The 14904-nt window shown below is 74.1% G+C and carries 9 protein-coding genes and 2 pseudogenes; 3 read left to right on the top strand and 8 right to left on the bottom strand.

What is annotated here, in order from left to right; translation table 11 throughout:
* Positions 1-2261 (top strand): SDR family NAD(P)-dependent oxidoreductase (locus AXW62_RS35745; RefSeq protein WP_159061032.1); only part of this gene is annotated, 2261 nt, incomplete at its 5' end.
* Between the two features lie 208 nt (positions 2262-2469).
* On the opposite strand, the gene AXW62_RS35740 is transcribed toward AXW62_RS35745, so the two are convergent.
* Entirely contained in the window at positions 2470-3336 is an 867-nt protein-coding gene (locus AXW62_RS35740) for an alpha/beta fold hydrolase (protein ID WP_060948081.1), read from the bottom strand.
* Positions 3337-3511: 175 nt separating this feature from the next.
* On the opposite strand from AXW62_RS35740, the gene AXW62_RS35735 reads away from it, so the two are divergent.
* On the top strand, positions 3512-4771 hold the full coding sequence (locus tag AXW62_RS35735; RefSeq protein ID WP_060948080.1) for a cytochrome P450: 1260 nt from the start codon (positions 3512-3514) through the stop codon (positions 4769-4771).
* Between the two features lie 92 nt (positions 4772-4863).
* Here the strand turns inward: AXW62_RS35735 and AXW62_RS35730 are convergent, their stop codons facing one another.
* Both AXW62_RS35730 and AXW62_RS47320 read right to left on the bottom strand, forming a co-directional pair.
* A complete protein-coding gene (locus tag AXW62_RS35730) occupies positions 4864-5274 on the bottom strand; it encodes an acyl carrier protein (RefSeq protein WP_060948079.1) in 411 nt (136 codons plus the stop codon).
* Positions 5271-6059 (bottom strand): annotated as a pseudogene (locus tag AXW62_RS47320) (SDR family NAD(P)-dependent oxidoreductase); the annotation flags it as partial. The pseudogene AXW62_RS47320 and the gene AXW62_RS35730, both read right to left, overlap by 4 nt.
* Between AXW62_RS47320 and AXW62_RS47315 the strand changes: the two are divergent.
* Positions 6058-6870 carry a hypothetical protein gene (locus AXW62_RS47315; protein WP_359897814.1) on the top strand — a complete coding sequence of 271 codons (813 nt, stop codon included), beginning with the start codon at positions 6058-6060 and terminating at the stop codon, positions 6868-6870. The pseudogene AXW62_RS47320 and the gene AXW62_RS47315 sit on opposite strands and share 2 nt — an antisense overlap.
* Before the next feature lie 11 nt (positions 6871-6881).
* Here AXW62_RS47315 and AXW62_RS47310 read toward each other — a convergent pair.
* The 5 genes and pseudogenes from AXW62_RS47310 to AXW62_RS35705 all read right to left on the bottom strand — a co-directional run.
* Positions 6882-9377: pseudogene (locus AXW62_RS47310) on the bottom strand (type I polyketide synthase); the annotation flags it as partial.
* Positions 9374-10804: an NAD(P)/FAD-dependent oxidoreductase gene (locus AXW62_RS35720; RefSeq protein ID WP_079115952.1), complete on the bottom strand. Its 1431-nt coding sequence runs from the start codon at positions 10802-10804 to the stop codon at positions 9374-9376. The gene AXW62_RS35720 and the pseudogene AXW62_RS47310, both read right to left, overlap by 4 nt.
* Positions 10801-11307, bottom strand: a complete 507-nt coding sequence (locus AXW62_RS35715) for a nuclear transport factor 2 family protein (protein WP_060948078.1) — start codon at positions 11305-11307, stop codon at positions 10801-10803. The genes AXW62_RS35720 and AXW62_RS35715 overlap by 4 nt, the downstream gene beginning before the upstream one ends.
* A gap of 35 nt (positions 11308-11342) precedes the next feature.
* Positions 11343-11780: a nuclear transport factor 2 family protein gene (locus AXW62_RS35710; protein ID WP_060948077.1), complete on the bottom strand. Its 438-nt coding sequence runs from the start codon at positions 11778-11780 to the stop codon at positions 11343-11345.
* The coding region (locus AXW62_RS35705; protein WP_159061031.1) for a type I polyketide synthase at positions 11777-14904 on the bottom strand (3128 nt) is incomplete at its 5' end. The genes AXW62_RS35710 and AXW62_RS35705, both read right to left, overlap by 4 nt.

Below are 14904 nucleotides of genomic sequence, written 5' to 3'. Positions count from 1 at the left end.
GCACCGACCCCCCACCACCCGTCATCGACCTCCCCACCTACGCCTTCCAACGCGAACGCTACTGGCTGCCCGACTCGGTGTCCTCCGACACCTGGCCCGCGGCGGACGAGGAGGAGTCGCGGTTCTGGGCCGCGGTGGAGGAAGGGGATCTGACCACGCTCTCCGCGACGCTGGGCCTCCCGGACGGTACCGGCCACCGGACGTCGCTGGGCACGCTGCTCCCCGCGCTCGCGACCTGGCGCCGCGGGAAGCGTGAGCGCTCCGCCGTGGACTCCTGGCGCTACCGCGTCCAGTGGCGGCCCATCACCGACACCGCCCCCGCCGACGCGGGTTCCTGGCTCGTGGTCCACCCCCAGGGCGGTGCCGGTGGCTGGACGGACGCCTGCGTACGGGCGCTGGACGCGGCCGGCGACCGGGTGCGCCGGCTGGAGGTGGCCGAGGACACCGGCCGGGAGGAGCTGGCCGCGCTGCTGCGCTCCTGCCGCGCCGGGGAGGCGCCACCGGCGGGCGTCCTGTCGCTGTTGGCCCTGGAGGAGGACGCACGGCCGCCGCTGCCCGGGGTCGCCCCCGGTCTGACGGGCACGCTCACCCTGCTCCAGGCGCTGCTGGACGCCGCCGTGGCGGCACCGCTGTGGTGTGCCACCCGCGGTGCGGTCGCCATCGACGGCTCCGACCCCCTGGACGCTCCCCACCAGGCCCAGCTGTGGGGGCTCGGCAGGGTGGCCGCCCTGGAACACCCCGACCTGTGGGGCGGGTTGGTGGACCTGCCCGCGGAGCCGCGCGCCCTGGACACCGGACGGCTGCGCGCCCTGCTCACCGGGGCCTGCGGCGAGGACGAGGCGGCGTTGCGCCCGACCGGCGCGTACGGCCGCCGGCTGGTCCCCGACCCGATCGGCGACCGTGTCCCGCGGCGCGTCTGGAGGCCCCGGGGCACCGTGCTCATCACCGGGGCCGCCGACGGACCCGCCGCCCATGTGGCCCGGCGGTTGGCCGCCGACGGCGCGGACCACATCGTGCTGCTGGACCCCGCGGGCGGCGACGCGCCCGGCGCCGTGCAGCTGGCGGCCGAACTGGACGCGCTCGGCACCGGGCTCACCGTCGCGGCGCACACGCCCGCCGACCGGGAAGGGGTGGCACGCCTGGTCGAGCGGGTGGCGGGGACGGGCACACGGATCGGGACGGTCATCCACACCTCGGCCTCCGGCGAGCTGGCACCGCTGACCGAACTCACCCCGAAGCGGCTGGCCGAGCAGGTGCACGCCCATCTGGACGCCGCCGGACGGCAGTTGGACGAGCTGTGCGGCACGGAACCCGGCGACACCGTGGTCCACTTCACCACCGTCGCCGCGTCCTGGGGCAGCAAGGACCACGGCTCCTACGCGGCCGCCGCCGCCTGCCTCGACGCGCTGGCGCGGCGCGACCGGGCCGCCGGCCGGGCCACCGTCTCGATCGCGTGGGGGCTGTGGGACCTGCCGTACGGGGACGGGGCGCCGACCGCGCACACCGAGCGCTTCCGGCGCCAGGGCCTGTCCCCGTTGGACCCCCGGCCGGCGCTGACCGCACTGCGCCAGGTGCTCGACCACGACGATCCGGGCGTCACGATCGCCGACGTGGCATGGGAACGCTTCGCGCCGCTGTTCACCCTCGCCCGGCCCAGCAGGCTCTTCGACGGTGTCCCGGCTGCCCGTCAGGCCATCGAGGCCGCGCGGAAACCCGCGCCGGACACCGGAGCCGAGCAGGCAGCGGCCCTGCGGCGGGAGCTGGCCGCCCTCGCCGGGGACGAGCGGGAGGAGCGGCTGCTGACGCTGGTACGCGCCCATGTGGCCGCCGTACTGCGCCATCCGGCACCGGAGGCGGTCGAGCCGGACCGTCCGTTCAAGGAGCTGGGGTTCGACTCCATCGCGGCGGTCGAGCTCAGGAACCGGCTGCGCGCCTCCACGGGGCTGAGCCTGCCGACGACGGTGGTCTTCGACCACCCCACCCCCCGGTCACTGGCGGACCGGCTGCTGGCCGACGTCGGCCCGGGGGAGGCCGCGACGGCGCTTCCGGTGTCCGGGCACATCGACGAGGTCGAGGCGGCGCTGGCCGGACTGCCGGCCGGGGACCCGCGGCGGGCCGGGCTGGTGAACCGGTTGCAGGCCCTGGTGTGGAAGTACACCGCCGGCGTGGACGGGCCCGGCGAGCCGGCGGACGAGCGGGACCTGGCGGCGGCCACGGCCGATGAGGTGTTCGCCCTCATCGACCGCGAACTCGGGGTCTGACCGGCGGCCGGGCCCCCCGGGCCCCGGCCGCCACGTACGGGCCGCCACGTACGGGCCGCCACGTACGGGCCGCCACGTACGGGCCGCCACGTACGGGCCCCCGGCCGCCGTGTGCGGGTCGCCGCGTACGAAGCCCCTCGTACGAAGCCCTCGTGCGAAACCCCCGTACGGTCTTTCCGTACGGGGGGTCCGGGTTTCTCGCTGTCGGTCACCGGGCGCGGTGGGCCGGCTGGACGCCGCGGGCCAGGTCGAGCAGGTCGTCGGCCACTCGCCGGGGGTGCTGGACGTGCAGATCGTGCTCGGAGTCGACGTACTCACGCATCGTGGCGTGGCGCAGCCCGGCGGTGGTCTCCCTGATGCGGGCACGGATGCGATCCGCCCATGTGTCGTTCGCGCCCTTGGGGATCGCGGGCATCAGCAGGGTGGGCACGGTGATGGCCGCGTACCACGGCCCCGGAGGTTCGTTCCAGATGCTGCGCAGCATCGACTCGTGCTGCTCGGTGGACATGCGCCGGGACAGCGATCCGTCCGGGTTCACCCGCATCGTCGCCACCGCGGCCTCGATCGCGGCCGGGGACCAGTCCGGGTGGATGGCGCGGAAGTAGTCGGTCACGCTCCGCACCGTGGCGCCCTCCAGGGACGCCGGCCGCAACGCTCCGGCGAACGCCTCCCAGGAGGGAAACGAGGTGGCCGGTTCCAGCCAGCCGCCGTCCACGAGGGCCAGCGCGGCGACCAGTTCGGGGCATTCGGCGGTCAGCCGCACCGCGACGTTGCCGCCCCAGGAGTGACCGGCCACCACCACCCGGTCCAGCCCGAGGGCGGCGGCCGCCGCCGCCAGATCCGCGACCGCGGTCGGGGTGTCGTACCCCGTCCCGGGCGTATCGGAGTCCCCGTGGCCGCGCAGATCCACCGCGTACACCGCGTGGCCGGCGGCGGCCAGATGGCCGGCGACCTCGTCCCACAGCCGGGCGCTCGAGGCCATGCCGTGCACCAGGAGAAAAGGGAGCGACGCGGTTCCCGGCCGGTGCCGGACATGCAAGGTGACATCGTCGGTTACGGGCACGGAAAGATCCATGGCGGAATTCTAGCCGGGCCGTCCGATGTGATTCGACGGTGAAAGCGGCGGTGTTTTTCGCGCATTAGCGGTGCTTAAGCCTGACGCGAGATGATCGTCTGCCGGGCACCCATGCCCGGCCAGCGCCGGTCCGGCCCTGTGGCCGGCCGCTGACTCCGAGCCGAAATGAGGTGCGGTGTATCCCCCGGAATCCCGATTCGCCGATGTCGACAACATCGACCTCACCGACCTGTCTTTCTGGGCGCGGCCCTACGGCGATCGTGACGCCGCGTTCGCGGCGCTGCGGCGACGGCCCGAGCCCGTGCTCTTCCGCGAACCGGTCATGCCCGGGTTCGGGCGTGGGTCCGGCTATTACGCGCTGGTCAGGCATGCCGATATCGCCGAGGTGAGCCGACGCCCGCAGGACTTCGGCTCCGAGCCCACCGCGATCAGCATCATCGATCTGCCGCCGGAATTCAACAGTTTCTTCGGGTCGATGATCAATATGGACAATCCCCAGCACGCCCGGTTGCGTCGGCTGGTCTCCCGGGCGTTCGGCCGGGGAATGGCCGCCGAGTTCGAGGCGGCATCCCGCAAAGCCGCCCGGAAGATCGTCGACGGCCTTGTCGCGGAAGGGCCGGGCGATTTCGTCCGGAAGGCCGCCGCGATCATGCCGATCGCGGTGCTCAGCGGAATGATGGGAATTCCCGACGACGACTACGAGTTCATTTACGACCGGTCCAATGTCATCGTCGGCACCTTCGACCCCGAATACGTCCCCCGGGCCGATCAGGCCACCGCCGCCCTGCTGAAGACCTCACACGAACTGGCCGACTACATCTCGCGGCTCGCCGCCGACCGCACCCGCAACCCCACGGGCGATCTCATCACCCGGCTGGTGCAGGCGCAGATCGACGGCGAGCGGCTCAGCCCCGAGGAACTCTCCTCGTTCTTCATCCTGCTCGTCGTCGCCGGTATGGAGACCACCCGTAACGCGATCTCCCGTGGTCTGGTGCTGCTCACCGACCATCCGGACCAGCGGAAGCTGCTGCTCTCGGACTTCGAGGCGTACGCGCCACGGGCGGTCGAGGAGATCCTGCGGGTCGCCACGCCCATCAACTGGATGCGCAGGACCGTCACCCGGGACTGCGAGATGAACGGCCACCGCTTCCGGGAGGGCGACAAGCTGCTGCTCTTCTACTGGTCCGCCAACCGGGACGAGGACGTCTTCACCGATCCCTACCGGTTCGACATCACCCGCGATCCCAATCCGCACATGACCTTCGGATCGGTCGGCCCGCACTTCTGCCTGGGCGCCCATCTCGCCCGGATGGAGGTCACCGTCCTCTTCCGGGAGCTGTTCGGCCGGCTGCCGGAGATCCGCACGGTGGGGGAGCCCCGGCGGCTGGTGGCCAGCTTCGTGGAAGCCATCAAGCATGTGGACTGCGCTTTCTGAGGGGCGACCGGGGCCGTACGGCGGCGCACGGAAACGCCGCGCGGGAGGGGGACCGTCCCCCTCCCGCGCGGCGTTGTGGCGGCCGGGCCGGACTACGCCGTGGCGCCGTCATCCGAGTTGACCGCGGCGTACGCCTCGGCGAGGTAGTGGCCGAGCTGGGCGGGGGTGGGGTACTCCAGAATGGCGACGAGGGGGATCTCCACGTCGGTGAGCGTCATCAGATTGCGGGTGAGTTCCAGAGCGGTCAGTGAGGTGAGCCCGTTCTCCAGGAAGTTGCTGTCGTCGTCGATCACGGTGGGCGCGAGGACGTCGGCGAGCTGCGTCCGCACCGTCTCCCGCATGATGTCCTCGCGCTCCTCGGCCGTGGCGATGGCGAGCGCCTGGTGCAGCGCCGCCCCGTCGCGTGCGGCCTCGCTCTTGTCCGTCTGCATCGCGGCTCCGTCTCCTTGAGGGCCGGCGCCATCGCCGGTGGGGTGGTTGTTGACGGTGGTGTGGGTGCTCATGGGGTACTCCCGCCTGGTCGGTGCCGGTCGGCGTGGTCACCGGCCGCGCTGTTGCGTGCGGTGCGGCCGGGGCCGGAAAGGTCGTCGAAGAGCCGATGCGTTCCCAGCTCGGAGGCGTGTGCGGTCATCCAGGCCCAGTCGATGTCCGCAATGACCACGGACGCCGTGTCCGACATGACCGCCTGCCGCAGCAGGTCGGCGGCCGGGCGCTGGGGCAGGGCGGCCATCCCGTTGCTCCGGAGCTGCTTGGCGGCGGCGCCGGCGGCCGTGCCCGGGTCGTCGAGCGGGCCCCAGCACACCGAGGTCGCCGGAATGCCCCGGGCCCGGCACTCCTGGGCGAGCGCGGCCAGATAGGCGTGGGCCGGCGCCTGGTTGCCCAGCCCCGGGCCGGGCAGCACGCCCGCGATCGAGGAGCCGAGCACCAGGGCCGACAGCTCATGGCCGCTGCCGAGGGCACAGAGGTTCACCGCGCCCGCCACCGTCGCCGCCCACTCCCGCTCGATCCGCGCCACTTCCAGCTGTCCCGTCTCATCGGCCAGGGGCGACGTCAGATGCAGGACGGCCGTCAGCGGGAACGCGGCCGGGATGCCCGCGACGGCCGCGGCGAGCGCCTCCGGGTCCGCCACGTCGACGGTGGCGACGGACACCCGGACGCCCGAGGCGCCCAGCTCCGCCGCCAGGTTCCCGGCCGGTGGCGCGCTGTCGAGGAGCAGGAGGTGTTCGGCGCCCGCGTCGGCCGCCCAGCGGGCGGTGTGCGCGCCCAGGGAGGTGGCGGCGCCGGTGATGAGGACCGTCCCCCGCAGCCGCCGGGCCGGGCAGGCGGGGGCCGTGGGCTGGTCGCGCACCAGGCGCCGGGCGAAGCAGCCGTCGGCCCGTACGGCCACCTCCACCTCGCCGTGCGCCCCGGCCAGCACGCCCGCGAGCCGCCGTGCCGCCCGGTCGTCGAACCGCTCCGGCAGATCGACCACCCCGCCCCGGCAGCGCGGGCGTTCCGCCGCCAGCGCGCCGCCCAGCCCCCAGAACGGGGCCTGCTCCGGACGGCACATCGGATCGCCCACGTCCACGCTGACTCCACCACGGGTGGCCAGCCACACCGGGGCCTCGATCCCGGCCCGCCGCAGCGCCGCGGACAACTCGACGGTCGGAGCGAGCGCCGGGCTCCGTCCGTCCTCGGCCGGTGGCCCGCCGCCGTCCACGGCCAGCAGGGAGAGCACCCCGGCGACCGGCCGCCCGGCGACCGCCCCGGACAGCCGCCGGGCCCGTGCCTCCTCGTCCGCCCGTGCGGTCTCCGGCTGCGGGGGTGTGGTGTCTGGCTGCTGTGCTGTGGTGTCCGGCTGCGGGGGTGTGGTGTCCGGCTGCCGTGCTGTGGTGTCCGGCTGCGCGGGTGCGGTCTCCGGCTCCCGCGACGCGGTGTCCGGCCGCGCCGCTGCGGTGTCCGGGGCGAACGTGATGACCTCGGCGCCGTGGTCGCGCAGCGCGGCGGTCACGGCGGCCACTGTGGCATTCGCCGCGCCGCCACCGGAGGTGACGACCAGCCAGCTGCCCGTCAGCCGGGGCGCCACCGGGTCGGGAAGGAGCTTCCAGGCGATGCGGTAGCGCCACTGCCGCTGCCGCCGCCAGGCGGCCAGGGCGGGTAGAACCTCCGACAGCGCGTCCTGTCGCCCGGCGGGGACCTCCAGCACCCGGGCCAGGGCGGCCGTGTCCGAACGCTCCACGGCATCCCAGAACTCGGTGTCCGCCCAGGTCTCCGCCGCGGGTACGGCATCCGCGGCATCCGCCGGGGCCTCGTCCACCAGCCAGAAGCGCTGCCGCTGAAAGGCGTAGGTGGGCAGGGGAACGGTACGGGGAGCCGGATCGCCGCCGAAGAGGGCGGACCAGTTCACCGTGGCGCCCATGGTGTGCACACGGGCCAGGCAGCGCAGCAGCTCCCGCACCTCGGACCCCTCGCCCCGGAAGGGCGACAGCACCAGCGCCCCCGGGGCGGCCGGCGGTGTCGCCCGGGGCCCCAGCTCCCACACCACAGCGGCCTCGGCCGGAGCGGGCGCGGGAACGGGCGGCGGCTCACGGTCCACCGCGCCCCCACCGGTGCCGGCGGCGACCAGCCGACAGGCGTGAGCCAGGTCGAGGCGGCCGGAGAGATGTGCCGCGGCGATCTCACCGGCACCGTGGCCCACCACCCCGTCGGGACGCACCCCCACCGAGGCCAGCAGCCTGGCCAGCGCGACGTACCGGGCGAACAGCCCCGTCGGGGAGGACGCGTCGCGGCTCCGGTCCGCCCCGAGCAGCTCACCGACCTCGTCGAAGGCCGTGGCGAAGACGGGGAACCGGTCGTACAACTCGGCGCCCGCGCCGGGGGGATGGCCGCCCGTGTCACCGAGGACGAACACCGTCCCGCCCGCCAGGGCCGCCGCTCCGCCAGCGGCCGCTTCCGGCCCCACCACCGAGGGGTGCGGCTCACCGGCCGCCACCGCGAGCAGCCCCGCCCTCAGCTCCTCCAGCCCCCGGCCGATCACGACCGCCCGGTGGTCGAACGCCGACCGCGTGGTCACCAGCGACCAGCCCACATCGACGGGGGAGGGCCCCGGAGCGTCCGCCGCCGTGTGCGCGGCCAGCGCTCGGGCCTGGCCGCGCAGCGCCGCCGGGCACCGCGCGGACAGCACCCACGGCACCACCCCCGGGTCGCGGGCGCCACCGTCGTCGCGGGCGCCCTCCGCCGGCTCGGTGAACTCCTCCAGAATCACATGGGCGTTGGTGCCGCTCGCGCTGAACGACGACACACCGGCCCGGCGCGGCCGCTCCCCGCGGGGCCAGTCCGTCCGCTCGGTCAGCAGCCGCACCGCGCCCGTGCGCCAGGACACCAGCCGGGTCGGCCGGTCGATGTGGAGCGAACGCGGCAGCACGCCCCGGCGCATCGCCATCACCGTCTTGATCACACCGGCGATCCCGGCGGCGGCCTGGGTGTGACCGATGTTCGACTTGACCGATCCCAGCAGCAGCGGCCGGTCCTCCGGACGGTCCTGGCCGTACGTGGCGAGCAGCGCCTGGAGCTCGATGGAGTCTCCGAACGCGGTACCGGTGCCATGCGCCTCCACCGCGTCCACGTCCCCCGCCGACAGCCGCGCGTCCTTCAGCGCGTCGTGGATCAGCTGCTGCTGGGCGGGCCCGTTCGGCGCGGCCATGCCGGTGCTGGCGCCGTCCTGGTTGATCGCCGAGCCGCGGATCACGGCCAGCACCGGACGGCCGCCCCGCCGTGCGTCCGACAGCCGTTCCAGCAGCACCAGCCCGGCGCCCTCCCCGTACACCATCCCGTCGGCGGCGTCCGCGAACGACCGGCACCGGGCATCGGGGGACAGCTGGCGCTGACTGGAGGCCACCTGGAACACACTCGCGGTGTACATGATGGCGGCACCACCGGCCAGCGCCAGGGTGCACTCGCGCCGCCGCAGCGATCCGGCCGCCAGGTGCATCGCCACCAGCGACGACGAACACGCGGTGTCCAAGGTGACCGCCGCGCCCCGCAGACCGAGGGTGAACGCCACCCGGCCCGAGGACACACTGCCCGCGTTGCCGTTGCCCACATGGCCCATCAGCCCCTCGGGGATCGCCTCGAGCCGCGAGGCGTAGTCGTGGTACATCAGCCCCGTGTAGACACCGGTCCGGCTGCCGCGCAGCGTGTGCGGATCGATGCCCGCGCTCTCCGCCGCCTCCCACGCCAGCTCCAGCAGCATCCGCTGCTGCGGTTCGATGGCCGCCGCCTCCCGGGCGCCGATGCCGAAGAACTCCGCGTCGAAGTCGGCCGCGTCGTGGACGAAGCCGCCGGCCCGCACGTACGAGGTGCCGTGGTGCTCCGGATCGGGGTGGTAGAGGTTCTCCAGGTCCCAGCCGCGGTCGGTGGGGAAGCTGGAGACGGCGTCCCGTTCGTCTGCCACCAGATCCCACAGCTGTGCCGGGGTGCGCACTCCGCCGGGGAAGCGGCAGGCCATGCCGACGATGGCGATCGGCTCCGCCGGCTCCGCCCGGACCTCGCGCAGCCGCTGCCGGGTCCGCTGCAGCTCGGCCGTGGTCCACTTCAGATAGTCGACGAGCTTCTCCTCGTTGCTCATGAGCCGCCCGCACCCACCGTGCTGCGCGGATTCAGCCGCACCAGGGCGAGTTCGTCGGGGGTCAGCGGCGGCTCGGTGAGCTGCGGAAGGACCCGGTCCTTGCGCATCAGCGACAGAAAGCGGCTGGACGCCAGCTCGGACTGCGGCGCGGTCAGGCTGATGACGTCGGTCACCACATCACACACCGCCGGGGAGCGGATCGACCGGTCGGCGATCAGATCGGAGAAGCGCTGCCGCGCCAGGGCCCCGCCGGTCAGCCGCGGATCCGTCGCGTTCATACGGCAGTTGACGTACTCCACGTCCTTGGAGGCGGCCATGATCCAGGGATCGTCCACGGCGGCGCTGATCGCCCGCTGGGCCCGGCGGGCCGTCCCGTCGCCGACCCCGGACCGCTCCAGCTCGGTGTCCAGCGCGGCGGCCGCGCGAGCCGCGGAACTCATCCCGTGGCCGTAGATCGGATTGAACGCGGCCAGCGCGTCCCCGACCACCAGCAGCCCCTCCGGCCAGCTGTCCAGCCGCTCCGGGTACAGTCGCCGATTGGCGCCGACCCGCGAGACGGCCACCGAGGTCAGCGGCTCGGCGAGGGCGATCAGATCGGCCACCAGCGGATGGCGCAGCGTCCGGGCGTAGGGCAGGAAGTCGTCGTCATGGGTGGGCAGCCCGGCGCCCCGGGTGCACGACAGGGTCACCATCCAGGTGCCGTCCTCCTGCGGGTACACCACCCCGAACCGGCCCGGCTCACGCAGCCGGTGGTCGGCGGCCACGTTGACGGCGGGGAACCCGGCCGCCGCGCCCGGCGGCGCCTGGTACACCCGGGTCGCGTACGCGATACCCGCGTCGACGGTGTCCTCCTCGAGCGGCGGCAGACCCAGCGCGGACAGCCAGTGCCCGAGCCGGGAACCGCGCCCGGAGGCATCGACCACCAGACCGGCCTCCAGCGTCCGCGGCACGCCGCGGTCCATGTCGCGCACCCGGACCCCGGTGACCCGCCGGGCGTCACCGGTCAGATCCAGGATCTCGGCGCGCCGGCGCACGGTGATCCGCCCGGTGGCCAGCACCCGGTCGCGGACCTTCCAGTCCAGGAACGGGCGGGTGCACATGAGGGCGAACTGCCGCGGCGGGAAGCGGTGCTGCCAGCCGTGGGACGTCAACGTCACCAGATCCTGGTGGAACCCGACCCGGCGGGCACCCGCGTCGACCAACTGGCCGGTCAGGCCCGGCAGCAGCGTGTCCACGATGCGCGCACCGCTGGACCACAGCACATGGACATGGCGTCCCTGCGGTGAGCCCTTGCGGTGCCGGGGGCCGTCGGGAAGCACATCGCGCTCCACGACGGTGACGCGCTCCAGATGGCGGGCCAGCACATGGGCGGCCAGCATGCCCGCCCAGCCTCCGCCCAGAACGATTCCGTGGTTCGGTTCGGTCATGGTTGCGCTGTCGTCCCTTCACCGCTTACGGCCTGTTGCGTCGGACGGGGGCCGGCCTTGGCCTGGACCATCTTGGCGAGGTTCTGGGTGACCGCCATGAAATGCGCGACCCCGGTGAGTTCGGGGCCATCGCCCACGGTGGTGTCCGTGATGCCCCAGAACGCCTGGGCGTGATGGACCAGACCGTCCTCACCGAGTTCGATCACGCCGATGATGCTGAAGGTGAGTTTGGCCGGCGCGTACACCGTGACCGTGGTCGGCACCACGACCCTGCGGCCGTCCATCGAGGTGACCGGACGGCCCGGGGTCTCGTGCACCTGGCATGCGATGGACCAGGCGATGTGTTCGCGGAGCGCGTCCTTTCCGATGAGCGGTGGCGCGCCGACCGGGTCCTCGAAGACGATGTCGTCCGAGAACAGCTCCAGTACGGCCTCGACATCGCCGGCGTTCATCCGCCGCGCGTATTCCAGAGCCATCCTCTTGAGCGTCGCCTCATCGGCCATGAACGCCTCCTGTGCGCTGCGGAAGTGGTGCGGGATCAGCCGGCGACGCCAATGTCCGACCTCCCCCAGAACATGCGCAGTTCCTGCACGAGGCCACCGGCCCCCATGCGCAGCATCAGGACGTAATTCCAGGTGATGCGGGCGTCCTTGGGGGAGTCCGGTGCGGTCAGCCAGCCGCGCTCGGCGAAACCGGGCCCTTTGGGCAGATAGTCCATGGTGGCCGTCACCGGCAGCAGGACGTGCGTCCCGTCCTGCCCCGCGACCGGCTCGCCGGGAATTTCGGTGATACGCGCCTCGGCGAGCTCCTCGAAATGCGCGCGCAGGGCGTCCCGTCCCGTCTTTCGCCCCGAACCGACCGGGTCCTCGAAAGCGACCTCGTCCGCGTAGAGTCCGAGAAGACCGTCGATGTCCGCGGCGCTCAGCCGCCGGCTGTGCTCCGATGCGAGCTTCTTCCGGCTTCGCTCGTCAATCACCGTGTACTCCCCTGCGCGTGCTCCCCGTCGCTTTCGCTCCGGCCGAGGTCCTGGTCGATGAACTGGAAGATCTCGTCGGCCGTGGCGTCCTGAATGCGGCCGGCCGAAGGGGCTTTCTCCGTTGTCCCGCCGCCGTGCAGGGCGCCGAGTTTCGTCAAGGTGGTCCGGAGGCGTTCGTGCAGCGCTTCCCACACCGCCTCGTCCCGGGCCATGGACAGCAGCGCGCTTTCCATCCTGTCGATTTCGCCCAGCATCGGGGCGAGCGGATCCACGTCCTCCGGCGCCAGTTCCGCGTGCAGATGAGCGGCGAGCGCGGCCGGGTTCGGATGATCGAAGATCAGGGTGGTGGCCAGCCGCAGCCCGGTGACGGCGGTCAGCCTGTTCCGCAGTTCGATCGCGGTCAGGGAGTCGAAGCCCAGCTCCAGGAAGCCGCGCTCGGTCTGGATCCGGCCGGGGTCGGAGTGGCCGAGCGCCGCCGCGGCGTGGACGAGGACCAGCTCGAGCAGGGTGCGGCGCTGTTCCCCCGGCGGCAGCGCGGCCAGATGACCGGCCCAGTCGGTGTGCGGCCGGGCGGTGGCCGCGGTGCGGCGGGCCGCACCGCCACCGGTGAGCGCCCGCAGGGGAGGGGGCAGGGTGAGCGCCGGCCGGCCGGCCAGGGCCCGGACGTCCAGATCGACGGCGATCAGATGGTGATGGCCGTGGCGCACGGCGGCGTCCAGCAGCCCCAGCGCGCGTTCGCCGGACATCGCCCCGATGCCGGACCGGACCATCCTGGCCCGGTCCGCCTCCCCCAGATGTCCGGTCATCCCGCTGGCGTCCGCCCACAGGCCCCACGCCACCGAGACACCCGGCAGGCCCAGGGCGCGGCGCCGGGCGGCCAGGGCGTCGCAGTAGGCGTTCGCCGCGGCGTAGTTGGACTGCCCCGAGGCGCCCAGCGTGCCGGCGGTGGAGGAGAACATCACGAACAGGGACAGCGGCAGGTGCGCGGTCGCGGTGTGCAGATGGGACGCGGCCGTGGCCTTCGGCCGCCACACCCGCGCCAGCCGCTCCGGAGTCTGGGTGGTGAGGACGGCGTCGTCCAGCACCCCGGCGGCATGGACCACACCGGTCAGCGGATGGGCCGGATCGACCCCGGCCACCAGAGCGGCCACCGCGTCGGGATCGGTGACATCGGCCGCGGCGATCCGCACCCGCGCGCCCAACCCGGCCAGCCGCTCGGCGAGTTCGCCCGCTCCTTCGGCATCCGTACCGCTCCGGCTCACCAGCAGCAGCCGCCTGACCCCCCAGGCGCGTACCAGATGCTCGGCGACCAGGGAGCCCAGGGTTCCGGTGCCACCCGTGATCAGGACGGTGCCGTCGGTGTCCACGCGGATGGCGTCCTCGGCCGGGCCGTCGGCGGCCGGGCCCGGCGGGGCCGCCGCGCGGACCATCCGGGGCACCAGCACCCGTCCGTCCCGCACCGCCACCTGGGGCTCGTGCCAGGCGATAGCGCGCACCACGGCCTCCACGAGGCCCTCCCGGCCCTCGTCGAGGTCGAGCAGCACGAACCGGCCCGGGTTCTCCGACTGGGCGCTGCGGATCAGCCCCCACGCCCCGGCACCGGACGGATCCGGCGCGGTGTCACCGCCCGGACCGCCCGGACCGCCCGTGGCCGTCGCGCCCCGTGTGACCACCACCAGCCGGGTGTCGGCCAGTGCCGGCCGCCTCAGCCAGGACTGCACCAGCCCCAGCAGCTCCGCGGTCACCCCCAGCCCGTCCCCGTGGCCGCCCCCGGCGGGATACGGATGGGCGAGGACGACCGCGGGGGCGGGCTCGCCCGCGTCGACGGCCGCGATCAGCGCCTCCAGGTCCGGATGGCACACCACGGCCCCGGCGCCGACGCCCGCCGAGACCGGCTCCGCCAGCCCCAGCCGGTCCTCGCCCAGCACCACCCAGCCGCCGTCGCCCGCCACCGGCCCCGGGGACCGCTCGGCGGCCGGAGCGGGCAGCACCACCCAGTCCAGGGTGAACAGCCCGTCCACGCCCCGCGCGGCGGCAGCCGTACGCAGCCGGTCGGCCGCGGCCGGACGGGTCACCAGCGAGCCGACCGTGAGCACCGGAGCGCCCACCGGGTCGGCCACCGTCAGTCGCAGCGACCGGCGCTCCTCGTCCCGCGACAGCCGCACCCGTACCGTGGCCGCTCCGGTGGCCCACAGGGACACGCCGTTCCACGCGAACGGCAGCCACACCTGACCATCGTCCTCCTGCCCCTCGGGCCGGTCCATCAGCAGCGACGGATGCAGCGCCGCGTCGAGCAGCGCCGGATGGATACCGAATCCGTCCCGGTCGCCCGCGGCGTCGGGCAGCGTCACCTCGGCGAGGACATCCGGGCCGTGGCGCCACGCGGCCGTCAGCCCCTGGTACGCCGGGCCGTATCCGTACCCCGCCGCCCTCGCCTGCTCGTAGAAGGCGCCGACGTCCAGCGGTTCGGCGCCCGGCGGCGGCCACGCCCCGGCCAGACCCTCCACCGGGGCACAGGGCCCGGCCGCCGGTGCGAGCACGCCCACCGCATGGCACCGCCACTCGGTGTCCGGGCCGGGGACGGCGCCGGGGCCGGGGTGGCCCGGGCGGCCGGGGTGGCCAGGGTGCTCGGGCTGGCCGGGGTGCTCGGGGTGGCCAGGGTGCTCGGGGTGGCCGGGCTGGCCGGGGTGGTCCGGGCGGGAGTACATCCGCACCTCTCGCCGCCCGTCCTCCGCCGCGGCGCCGACCACCACCTGCACCCGCAGTCCGCCGGAGTCGGGGAGCGCCAGCGGAACCCGCAACGCCAGCTCCTCCACCCCGCCGCAGCCGACCTCGTCGGCCGCCCGCAGCGCCCACTCCACCAGCACCGCACCCGGGGCCAGCACCGCGCCCGCCACCACATGCTCGGCCAGCCACGGGTGGGACCGCGCGGAGAGCCGGCCGGTGAGCACATGGGTGGTGCCGTCGGCCAGCTCCACGGCGGCGCCGAGCAGCGGATGGCCCGCGGACGACAGACCCAGATCGGCCGGATCGCCGCCCGGCCCCCGGTCGCCGTCCAGCCAGTAGCGTTCGCGTTGGAAGGCGTAGGTGGGGAGGTTGATGACGGGTGGTGGGGGGTCGGTGT

This window comes from Streptomyces hygroscopicus subsp. hygroscopicus (assembly GCF_001553455.1).
In the GTDB taxonomy this organism is placed as follows: domain Bacteria; phylum Actinomycetota; class Actinomycetes; order Streptomycetales; family Streptomycetaceae; genus Streptomyces; species Streptomyces hygroscopicus.
The sequence above is the reverse complement of the archived record's forward strand: the minus strand, read 5'-3'. Positions and strand labels throughout refer to the sequence as shown.